A 10,085-nucleotide genomic window follows, 5' to 3' on the forward strand; every position below is an offset into this window, starting at 1 on the left:
GGGCCGCCCCGGGGCCCGGCCGGCGCCCCCCCCCCCCCCCCCGGCTACTTGAGCCAGCCCAGCTGTTGGGCCCGGACCCCGGCCCGGAAGCGGTTGTCCGCGCCGAGCTTCTCCATCAGGTCGTTCATCAGACGGCGCAGTGTCCGGGTGGAAACGCCGAGTTCGCGGGCTATCGCCTCGTCCTTGAAGCCGGCGTTCATCAGCCGCAGGATGCCCGCCTGCTGGCCGGTGAGCGGGGTGTCGACGGGGGTCTGGGGCGGCGGGGTGTCGGTGCCGAGCTCGACCGCCGACTGCCAGCAGTGCTCGAAGACCCGTCTGAGCAGGCGGGTGATCACCGGGCCGCGGGTGACCATGGCGGTGGGCTGCGCCTCCGTGCCGAAGGCCGGCGTGAAGGCCATCACGTCGTCGATGACGATCAAACGGAACGGGATGGTGGGAGCCAGCCGGATCTGGACCCCGGAGCGCTGCATCTCCTCCAGCAGGGCGAGGCCCTGCGGCAGCCGCGCGGTGGAGGCGAGGTGGATGGTGCGCATCCCCACGCTGCGGTTGACGACCTTCTGGTTGCGTTCCAGACGGGCCTTGGAGCGACTCTCGACGACCGGGCCGGGGTGCATGCTCAGCACCTCGTCCTGGGCGAGCTCGGTGCAGTCCTCCAGCACTTCGGAGATGTGGTCGAGGCCGACGATCAGTTCGGCGGGCGCGAGGCTCTCCTGCTGCTGGTACTGGTCGGCGAGTTCGGTGGTGAGGAGCCGCATCGCCTTGCGGACCCGGATGGTCTCCTCCAGCCAGCGTACGGCGGTCTGCTCGGCCTGCTGCGCGAGGCGGTTGAGCGCGACCTCGGTGGAGGTGACGGTGGGCCGCCCGCTGCCGCGGCCGGACCCGGTCAGTAACCCGAGCTCGGTGAGCAGCGCCGTGGCCTCGTGGAGGGAGGCCGGATCCAGGCCTGACCGGGCGCAGATCTCGGGTGTGCTCAGGTTCGGCTCGTTCCGCAACTGCCGGTAGAGGTCCGTCAGGACCTTCCGGTCGCGCTCAAGATCCATTGCTAACTCCGTGGTGGTGGTTCTGCTGCTCTGTGGTGCCCCCGTGGATAACCTGGCCGTCACCAGTCACGGCACCTATGGGACAGCTGTGATCCCTGGACTTGCCGAAGTGCGGTCGGCAGGATCGAAGGAACTTCGCTTGGGAAACAGAGTACGGCGGAGCTGAGACAAAGATCGATTAATTCGCTGGGGGGATGAGTAACATGGTGGCCATTCGGCAATCATTTCAGTCGGCTTGGGTGGGTTTCGGATTCCCGGGCGGGCGTGACGGGGACCTTGAGTGGGGCTGAGCCGTCCGGCTCGCTCCGCAGCTGACGGAGGGGGATGGGCCCGGTGGAGTTGACGCTCCCGTCGATGGCGGCGCTGCTGCTGTTCGTGCCGACGGTGGTCGCGGTGGTCGCGGTGCCCGGGCCGAACATGCTGCTCATCCTCAGTCGTGGCATCGGCCAGGGCCGGCGGGCGGCGTTCGCCTCGGCGCTCGGGGTGGAACTCGGCACGCTGGTCCACGTCCTGGGCACCGTGGTCGGGGTGTCGGCGCTGATCGCCGCCTCCGCCACGGCGTTCGACGTGGTGAAGTACGCCGGCGCCGCCTACCTGGTGTACCTGGGCATCCGCACCCTGCTGTCCAAGGGGGGCGCGCTGGGCGAGGGCCCGGCGGGCTCGGACAGCCCCCGGTCGGTCGGGACGCTGTTGCGCCAGGGGGCTCTGGTGAACGTGCTCAACCCCAAGGTCGCCCTCTTCTTCCTGGCGCTGCTGCCGCAGTACGTCGACCCGGAGCGGGGCTCCGGGGCGAGTCAGACCCTGGTGCTGGGGCTGGTGTTCTTCACGATCGCCCTGGCCATGGATCTGGTGTACGCGGTGGCCTCGGTCGGGGTGGGCGCATGGCTCGCCCGTAGTGTGCGGTTCGCCCGTGCCCAGAAGTACATCACCGGCTGTACGTATCTTCTGCTGGGTATCTCCGCGGCGTTCGCGCAGCCTTCGGGGCGGCGCGCGGGCTGATCGGGCCGTCCCGGTTCCGGATTGCGGGATTCCACCTTCGGTATTCCGTCACGCGGAACTCCTCCGCGCCGACCGGGCGGTTTATCGGTCAACTTCTTCAGGTGTATTCATCTATTTACCCATGGACGAGTGCGGCCGCCCACGCGTGCGGCCGCCCGCCACCTGGCGATTCATCCTGCGCACATTTTCGGCGGCAGCCGTAATCGGCTTTCGGCTGCCCGCGCAGAACCGCTCAGACAGTCCGCAGACCACTCAGACCCACTCAGATACTCCCAGGACGTGAGACGGAGGACCGTTCGATGCCGTGGAGATCCCTCCCTGGCCGGATCGCCGAAGAGGCGAGAGTCCGCCCGCAGGCGCCGGCACTGCTCTGGCACGCGGACGAGGTGAGCTACGCCGAACTGCACCGCATGGCCGGTGCCGCCGCCGCGCGGCTGGCCGGGCTGGGCCTGGGCCCCGCAGAACCGGTGGCCATGGTGGCGAAGAAGTCGCCGCAGGCCGTCGCCGTGGTGCTGGCCTGCCTGATGCTCCGCCGGCCGGTGCTGTTGCCCTCGGCGGAGCTCGGCGCCGAGACCCTGGCCGCCCTGGTGGACCGCTGTGGCGCCCGACGCCTGCCCGACCCGATCCAACTGACCGAAGGACACGAGGAGTTCACCTTCGAGGGTGACCATGACCCGGAGGACGTGGCGCTGCTCCTGACCACGTCGGGCTCGACCGGGCTGCCCAAGGTCGTGCCGCTGACCGGTGGCGCGGTGACGCGGTTCGCCGACTGGGCCGCCGAGCAGTTCGGCATCGGCCCGGAGAGCACGGTGCTCAACTACGCACCGCTCAACTTCGACCTGTGCCTGCTCGACATCTGGACCACGCTCAGCCGCGGCGGGTGTGTCTCCCTGGTGGACCAGGACCTCGCCGCCAACCCGGCCCACCTGCTGGCGCAGTACCGCGCCCGGCCGGTCCAGGTCGTGCAGGGCGTCCCGATGCTCTACCAACTGCTCACCCAGGCCGCTGCGGGCGACCCGGCGCTGGTGCTGGACGGTGTGGAACACGCGCTGCTCACCGGCGACGCCGTCAGCGCCCGCGGCTTCGAACCGCTGCCGGCACTCCTGCCCAAGGCGGTCTTCCACAACGTCTACGGCTGCACCGAGACCAACGACAGCTTCCTCCACACGATCGACCCGGCGGACCCGATGCCGTACGGCACGGTGCCGATCGGCCGGCCGATCGACGGGGTCGACGCGCTGGTCCTGGACGAGGACGGCGTCGAGCTCACCGGGCCGGGCCGCGGTGAACTCGTGGTCTCCACACCGTTCCAGACCGCCGGGTACCTGGACGCCGAGCTCGACCGGGGCGTCTTCTCCGAGCGGGCCGGAACCCGCTACTACCGCACCGGGGACCTGGTGCGCCGTCACGACGACGGGGTGCTGACCCTGGAGGGCCGGCGGGACTTCGTGGTGAAGGTCCGCGGTGTGCGGATCAACACGGCCGAGGTCGAGACCGCCCTGCGCAGCCACCCGGCCGTCACCGAGGCGGCGGTGATCGCCGTCCCCGACGAGCTCGCCGGCACGCGACTGCACGCCGTCGTGCAGCGCGCCGAGGGCGGGAAGCTCAACTCCCTGACCATCCGCCAGCACGCCGCCGGGCTGCTGCCCCGGGTGGCCATCCCCGCCACCGTCGAGCTGGTGGACACCCCGCTGCCCCGCACCGGCACCGGGAAGCTCGACCGCAAGGCCGTCCAGCGCCGCCTCCTGCAGGCGCGGACCGACCGACCCGACACCACTGCCTCCGGAGGCTGACATGGCGCGCACCGACGACATCAAGCGGTACCTGATCGATCAGTTCCTGCTGGAGGTCACGGTCGAGGAGATCGACGACGACTTCGACCTGCTGGCGAACGGCGTGATCGACAGCCTCGGCCTGCTGACCCTGGTCGGCTGGCTGGAGAACACCTACAAGCTGGACATCGACGCGCTCGACATCGTGCCGGACAACTTCCGTTCGGTCGCCTCGATCGACGCCTTCCTCGGTCAGGCCGACCCGGTGGCGAGCGGAGCCAACTGACCGTGGCCGATCTGCTGCAGAGCCTGGTCCGGGGCGCCGAACCGGTGGAACGCCCGGTCTGGGCCGACTTCTGGGAGCGGCTGCACGAGCGCCGGCTGAAGAACGGCGAGGCCCTCGCGGTGCTCGCCTCGCTCTCCACCCGCACCCCCGTGACGCCGACCCTGGAGTCCTTCCTCGGCTCGCTGACCGACCGTGCCGCGCCGCTGCCGGCCCGCTGGCCCGGCGTCGTCAACCTGGTCGGCACCGGGGGCGGCCCCGCCACCTTCAACCTGACCACCGCCGCCGTCCTGGTGGCCGCGGCGACCGGGGTGCCGATCGTCAAGACCGGGTCGCGCGGCTACAGCAGCCGGTACGGCTCGATCGACATCCTGGACCGGGTGGGGCTGCCGACCGCGCGCTCGTACGCCGAGTGCGAGGACCTGCTCGGCCGCTTCGGCCTGGCCTTCGCCTCCGGGTTCGTCTACCCGGTCGAGCTGACCGAACTGGCGCGCGCCGTGCTGCCGTACGGCATGCAGCAGATCGGCCGGTTCGTCAACCTGCTCGGCCCGTTCCTGGCCGCGGTGCCCGTCGAGGTCCAGCTGACCGGTGTATCGTCGCCTGAACTCTGGGACGGATTCGCCGAGTTGGCGGCCGACCGGCGAGTCTGGCTGATCCGCAACGACCTCGGTGTGGACGAGCTGCTCAGCTTCACCGGGAACACCGTGCGGGCGAACGGCACGGAGCTGGCCGTCGGCCCCGGCACGGTGGGCGCGGCGGGCGGCACCCTCGCCGACCTCCGCCCGGCCGCGGAGGGCACCGACGCGGCCGAGCACCTGCTGGACCTGCTCCGGGGCCACGGCCCGGCGGCGGCGGTGGAGAGCATCTGCCTCAACGCGGCGGCCGCGGCCATCGCCGCCGGCCGGACCACCGACTGGGCGGAGGCGTTCGCCACCGCCCGGGCGGCGGTGGCGGACGGCGCGGCGGTCGGGCTCGTGGAGCGGCTGCGCCGGGAGGTGCGGGCCGGTGTCTGACCCCACCGAGCACGACGGCCGGCCGGCGGGCGGGTTCTTCGCCGGCCGCAGCTCCGCCGACCCGGGTCTGGCGCTGTTCCTCAACGCCGGTGACCCTGGCCTGGACCGGCTCGCGGACCTCGTCCGGCTGCTGGACGAGGAGCGGGTGGACTGCCTCGAACTGGCCGTGCCGTTCCCCGACTCGGTGACCGACGGCCCGGTCATCCGGCGCTCCGCACGGCGGGCGCTGGAGCAGGGCGTCGACCTGGACGCGGTGCTCGGCTTCGTCGAGCGCGTCCGGCCGGAGCTGAGGCACACCCGGATCGCGCTGCTGGCCGACTGGGGCCACTCGGTGAAGCCGGTGGGCCTGGAGGAGTTCCTGCGCAGGGCCCGGGACGCGGGAGCGGACGCGACCCTGCTGCACGGGCTGCCGCCGCTGGCCAGGCGGCGGTACCTGGAGGCCGCGGAGCGGATCGGACAGCCGGTGGTCACCACCTGCTACCCGAACTCGCCCCGCGAAGTCCTGGCCGAGAGTGCCGAGTTCGCCTCGGCGTACCTGTACCTGGTGGCCCACTTCGGCCGCTCGGGCACGGCCCCGGCCCCGGACCGCTCGGCGCTCGCGCCGGTGGTCGCCACCCTCAAGGGGCTCACCCCGGCCCCGGTGGCCGTGGGATTCGGGGTCCGCACCGCCGAGGACGTCTCGGCCATGGGGGACCTGGGCGCGGACGCGGCGATCGTCGGAAGCGCCCTGGTGGCGGAGGTCGAACGGGTCCTGGAGACCGGTGGTGACCTGCTCGCCGAACTCGCGGGATTCATCGGTGGCCTGCGTCACCGACCCGTGCACGAAGAACAACTGTCCAATCACTGAACGGAGTTCGTCATGATCATTCGCAAGCTGGAGGACGTCAGAACGGTCGAGTGGGGCAACGGCGTCAGCCGCCGCTTCCTCCTGGAGTCGGACCGGATGGGCTACTCGGTCACCGACACGGTCGTGGCGGCCGGCACCAAGTCGCTGCTGGAGTACAAGCGGCACCTGGAGGCCTGCTACTGCATCTCCGGCCGCGGCGAGGTCGTCGACATGGCGGGCAACAGCCACGTCATCGAGCCCGGCACGCTCTACGCGCTGGACCAGCACGACGCGCACTGGCTGATCGCCTGGCCGGAGGAGGACCTGCGCCTGGTGTGCGTCTTCACCCCGGCGCTGCGCGGCGACGAGGTCCACGACCTCACCGGCGCCTCGTCCTCCCACTACTGATCCCGCCCGCGCCACCGACCACCGACCGGGGAATGAAGCGATGATCGAATGGTCCGCCGATCGGCGCGAGTTGCGCGACGGCCTGACACCGTGGTTCGAGAAGTTCGGCGACGACTACCTGGCCCACGACAAGGCCGCGCGGTTCCCGCGCGGACCCTGGCAGGCCGTGGTCGACTCGGGCCTGCTCGGGCTGCCGTTCGAGCCCGAGTACGGAGGGCTCGGCCAGGACCTGCTGACCACCATGTACGTCCTGGAGGGACTCGGCCACGGCTGCCGCAACGGCGGGCTCAACTTCTCCGTCACCACCAGCATGGTGAGCGTCGGAGTCCCGCTGCAGCGCTTCGGCACGGCCGCCCAGAAGGAGCGGTACCTGACCGGGGTGGCTGGGGGCAGCCTCATCGGAGCCCACGCGATCAGTGAACCCGGCGGTGGCTCGGACGCGCTGGCGATGCGTACCAGTGCCGTGGCCGACGGCGACGCGTACGTGCTGAACGGGAGCAAGACCTTCGTCAGCAACGGACCGGTGGCGGATGTGATCGCGGTCTACGCCAAGACCGATCCGACCGCCGGTCCGCTCGGGGTGACCACCTTCCTGGTGGAGCGTGACACCCCCGGGCTGACCGTCGGCAACCCGATCGAGAAGATGGGCCTCAAGGCGTCCCCGATGTCGGAGCTGTTCTTCGACGACTGCCGGGTGCCGAAGGCCAACGTGATCGGCCGGCCGGGCACCGGGTTCCTGGTGCTCGACCACGTGATGAAGTGGGAGATCCTCTGCTCCTTCGCCGTCACCGTCGGCGAGATGCAGCGCCGGCTGGAGCAGTGCATCGCCTACGCCAAGGAGCGGACCGCGTTCGGGCAGCCGATCGGGTCGTTCCAGCTGGTGGCCGGCCGGATCGTGGAGATGCGGATCGGCGTCGAGACCTCGCGGCGGTGGCTCTACGACACCGCCGAGGCCCTCCTCGCCGGCCGGGACATCACCGTCGACCTGGCCTCCGCCAAGCTGGTGGTCAGCGAGGCGAACGTGGCGTCCGCCCTGAACGCCGTGCAGATCTTCGGGGGCAACGGCTACATGGCCGAGTACGGCGTCGAGCAGGAACTGCGCAACGCCGTCGCCGGGACGATCTACTCCGGCACCTCCGAGGTCCAGCGGGTCCGGATCGCCACCATGCTCGGCCTGTGAGCGCCCCCTTCCCAGAGTACGGAGTCCTCCCCATGTCGAGTGACGTGTCCGCCACCCTGGCGGCGACCGACTTCATCGACCACACCGCGCCGGAGGTGAGCGCCTTCGTCGCCGAGGTGCTGCCGGACGGCGGTACGGACGACCGCGACCGCGCGGTGCGGCTGTACTACGCCGTGCGGGACCGGATCAACTACGAGATCTACGGCGCGGAGTTCACCCGCGAGGCACTGACCGCCAGCGGGACCCTGCGGGCGAAGCGCGGCATGTGCATCCACAAGTCGCTGGTGTACCTGGCGGCGCTCCGCTCGGTCGGCGTCCCCGGCCGCCTGGTGCTCACCGACGTGCGCAACCACCTGGCGTCCGAGCGGATCAAGGAGTACGTCGGAGGCGACGTCTTCTACTACCACGCGCTCACCTCCGTCCAGCTGGACGGGCGCTGGGTGCGGGCCACCCCGGTCTTCAACAAGCTGCTCTGCCGTCTCTACGGGATGAAGCCGCTGGAGTTCGACGGGACGGCCGACAGCGTGCACCACCCCTTCGACGAGCACGGCGCCCGGCAGATGGAATTCCTGCACGAGCACGGCGAGTTCGACGACCTGCCGTACGACCTGGTGCTGACCGGGATGCGCCGTGAGCACCCCGGTCTGTTCGCCGGGCCGGAATCCCGGCGGTTCACCGCCGGTTCGCTGGTGGCCGACGCGGCCGCCCGCCGCACCACCTGACACCTCTTCCCCGCGACCCACCACCAGGCCCGGAGGCCGACACCGTGGACACCATCAAGTACCAGCTGGCCGATTCGCAGATCCCGACGTCCTGGTACAACCTGGCCGCCGACCTGCCCGTGCTCTCGCCCCCGCTGCACCCGGGCACGGGGCAGCCCGCGACGGTCGAGGACCTGGTCGGGATCATGCCGAAGGAGCTGGCCGAGCAGGAGCTCACCCTGGAGCGGGACATCGAGATCCCGTCCGTGGTCCGGCAGATCTACGCCCAGTGGCGGCCGGCGCCGCTGTTCCGGGCCCGCCGCCTGGAGAAGCTGCTCGATACCCCCGCGCGGATCTACTACAAGTACGAGGGCGGCAGCCCGGCCGGCAGCCACAAGCCCAACACCGGTATCGCGCAGGCCTTCTACAACAAGGAGGCCGGCATCCGCCGGCTCGCCACCGAGACCGGGGCCGGGCAGTGGGGCTCCTCGCTCTCCCTCGCCGGGGCCTTCTTCGGTCTGGAGGTCAAGGTCTTCATGGTGAAGGTCAGCTACCACCAGAAGCCCTACCGCCGCGCGCTGATGCACGCGTACGGCGCGACCTGCGTGCCCAGCCCGTCGACCGAGACCGCCGCCGGGCGCGGCATCCTGGCGGACGACCCGGACTGCCCGGGAAGCCTCGGCATCGCGACGTCCGAGGCGATCGAGGTCGCGATGAACGACCCGTTCACCAACTACGCGGGCGGCAGCGTGCTCAACCACGTCGCGCTGCACCAGACGGTGATCGGCAAGGAGGCGCTGCTCCAGCTGGAGATGGCCGACGACTACCCGGACATCATCATCGGGGCGGCCGGCGGCGGCAGCAACCTGGCCGGCCTGGCCTTCCCGTTCCTCGGCGAGCAGCTGCGCGGCGGGCGCCGGGTGCGGGTGATCGCCGCGGAGCCGTCCGCCTGCCCGAGCCTCACCCAGGGCCGTGTCGCCTACGACTTCGGCGACACCACCGGACTGACCCCGCTGCTGAAGATGCACACCCTCGGCCACTCCTTCGTGCCGCCCGCGATCCACGCCGGCGGCCTGCGCTACCACGGCATCGCGCCGCTGGTCAGCCAGGCGCTGGAGGACGGCCTGCTGGAGGCGCGCGCCGTCCCGCAGACCAGCTGCTTCGAGGCCGGCGTGACCTTCGCCCGGACCGAGGGCATCGTGCCCGCGCCCGAGTCCACCCACGCCATCCGGGTGGCCATCGACGAGGCGCTGCGGCTCAAGGAGGAGGGCCGCTCCGAGGCCATCCTGTTCGGACTCTCCGGCCACGGCCACTTCGACCTCTCCGCCTACGAGAAGTACCTGGGCGGCGAGCTCGTCGACGAGGGCTTCGACCAGGAGCTCGTCGCGCGCTCGCTGGCCCGGCTGCCGGAGCAGTTCGGGTCGGGCTCCACCGGTACCCAGGCCACGGGGAGCTGAACGAACCGTGCGGCTGAAGGTGTGCGGGGTCACCGGTGAGGACCAGCTGCGGCTGCTCGCCGGAGCCCCGGTCGATCTGGTCGGGCTCTGGTACGGCGTGCCGGACGGGCCCGCGGACCTCGACCTGCCGGAGCTGGTCCGACTGGCCGAGTGCGCGCGCTCGGCCGGCGGGCCGGCCCCGGTCCTGGTGACCCTGCTCGCCGACCCGGCGGCACTGCGCGAAGCGGTCACCGCCTCGGGGGTGTCGCGGGTGCAGTTGCACGGCTACGCGACACCCGCCCAGGTGGCGGCGATCCGCGCGGAGCTGCCCGGCGTCGAGCTGCTGAAGGTGCTCCACGTCCGGGACGGCCGGGTGCTGGAGAAGCCGCTGATCGGGGCCTACGAGCAGGCGGGCGTGGACGTCTTC

At 71.2% G+C, this 10,085-nt stretch carries 10 protein-coding genes and 1 pseudogene; 10 read left to right on the forward strand and 1 reads right to left on the reverse strand.

Annotated elements, in window-relative coordinates; genetic code table 11:
- Window positions 1–44 precede the first annotated feature (44 nt).
- Window positions 45–1,040, reverse strand: a complete 996-nt coding sequence (locus ACFWOG_RS35860) for a LuxR C-terminal-related transcriptional regulator (protein ID WP_329881469.1) — start codon at window positions 1,038–1,040, stop codon at window positions 45–47.
- A 333-nt stretch (window positions 1,041–1,373) separates the two neighbouring features.
- Between ACFWOG_RS35860 and ACFWOG_RS35865 the strand changes: the two genes are divergently transcribed.
- From ACFWOG_RS35865 to ACFWOG_RS35910, 10 genes and pseudogenes are all read left to right on the forward strand, one after another.
- On the forward strand, window positions 1,374–2,039 hold the full coding sequence (locus tag ACFWOG_RS35865; RefSeq protein ID WP_355405910.1) for a LysE family translocator: 666 nt from the start codon (window positions 1,374–1,376) through the stop codon (window positions 2,037–2,039).
- A 299-nt stretch (window positions 2,040–2,338) separates the two neighbouring features.
- Window positions 2,339–3,832, forward strand: a complete 1,494-nt coding sequence (locus ACFWOG_RS35870; RefSeq protein WP_355405909.1) for an AMP-binding protein — start codon at window positions 2,339–2,341, stop codon at window positions 3,830–3,832.
- Window position 3,833: 1 nt separating this feature from the next.
- Window positions 3,834–4,097, forward strand: a complete 264-nt coding sequence (locus ACFWOG_RS35875; RefSeq protein WP_355405908.1) for an acyl carrier protein — start codon at window positions 3,834–3,836, stop codon at window positions 4,095–4,097.
- Between the two features lie 2 nt (window positions 4,098–4,099).
- Window positions 4,100–5,107 carry a hypothetical protein gene (locus ACFWOG_RS35880; RefSeq protein ID WP_380363539.1) on the forward strand — a complete coding sequence of 336 codons (1,008 nt, stop codon included), beginning with the start codon at window positions 4,100–4,102 and terminating at the stop codon, window positions 5,105–5,107.
- The gene (trpA, locus tag ACFWOG_RS35885) at window positions 5,100–5,954 is read left to right on the forward strand and encodes a tryptophan synthase subunit alpha (RefSeq protein ID WP_329881464.1); all 855 of its coding nucleotides are present in this window, start codon (window positions 5,100–5,102) and stop codon (window positions 5,952–5,954) included. The genes ACFWOG_RS35880 and trpA overlap by 8 nt, the downstream gene beginning before the upstream one ends.
- 12 nt (window positions 5,955–5,966) lie before the next feature.
- Window positions 5,967–6,341 carry an ectoine synthase gene (locus tag ACFWOG_RS35890; RefSeq protein ID WP_329881463.1) on the forward strand — a complete coding sequence of 125 codons (375 nt, stop codon included), beginning with the start codon at window positions 5,967–5,969 and terminating at the stop codon, window positions 6,339–6,341.
- A gap of 40 nt (window positions 6,342–6,381) precedes the next feature.
- On the forward strand, window positions 6,382–7,521 hold the full coding sequence (locus tag ACFWOG_RS35895) for an acyl-CoA dehydrogenase family protein (RefSeq protein WP_355405906.1): 1,140 nt from the start codon (window positions 6,382–6,384) through the stop codon (window positions 7,519–7,521).
- 32 nt (window positions 7,522–7,553) lie between these two features.
- Complete coding sequence (locus tag ACFWOG_RS35900; protein ID WP_329881461.1) at window positions 7,554–8,243, forward strand: transglutaminase-like domain-containing protein; 690 nt, start codon at window positions 7,554–7,556, stop codon at window positions 8,241–8,243.
- Between the two features lie 44 nt (window positions 8,244–8,287).
- Entirely contained in the window at window positions 8,288–9,679 is a 1,392-nt protein-coding gene (locus ACFWOG_RS35905) for a TrpB-like pyridoxal phosphate-dependent enzyme (RefSeq protein WP_329881460.1), read from the forward strand.
- A gap of 7 nt (window positions 9,680–9,686) precedes the next feature.
- Window positions 9,687–10,085, forward strand: a pseudogene (locus ACFWOG_RS35910) (N-(5'-phosphoribosyl)anthranilate isomerase); the annotation flags it as partial.

It is taken from the genome of Kitasatospora sp. NPDC058406, from assembly GCF_042722765.1.
In the GTDB taxonomy this organism is placed as follows: Bacteria; Actinomycetota; Actinomycetes; order Streptomycetales; family Streptomycetaceae; genus Kitasatospora.

Coding starts and splice junctions, on each gene's coding strand:
- ACFWOG_RS35860 (WP_329881469.1), bottom strand. CDS start 1,040: ATGGATCTTGAGCGCGACCGGAAGGTCCTGACGGACCTCTACCGGCAG.
- ACFWOG_RS35870 (WP_355405909.1), top strand. CDS start 2,339: ATGCCGTGGAGATCCCTCCCTGGCCGGATCGCCGAAGAGGCGAGAGTC.
- ACFWOG_RS35875 (WP_355405908.1), top strand. CDS start 3,834: ATGGCGCGCACCGACGACATCAAGCGGTACCTGATCGATCAGTTCCTG.
- ACFWOG_RS35890 (WP_329881463.1), top strand. CDS start 5,967: ATGATCATTCGCAAGCTGGAGGACGTCAGAACGGTCGAGTGGGGCAAC.
- ACFWOG_RS35895 (WP_355405906.1), top strand. CDS start 6,382: ATGATCGAATGGTCCGCCGATCGGCGCGAGTTGCGCGACGGCCTGACA.
- ACFWOG_RS35900 (WP_329881461.1), top strand. CDS start 7,554: ATGTCGAGTGACGTGTCCGCCACCCTGGCGGCGACCGACTTCATCGAC.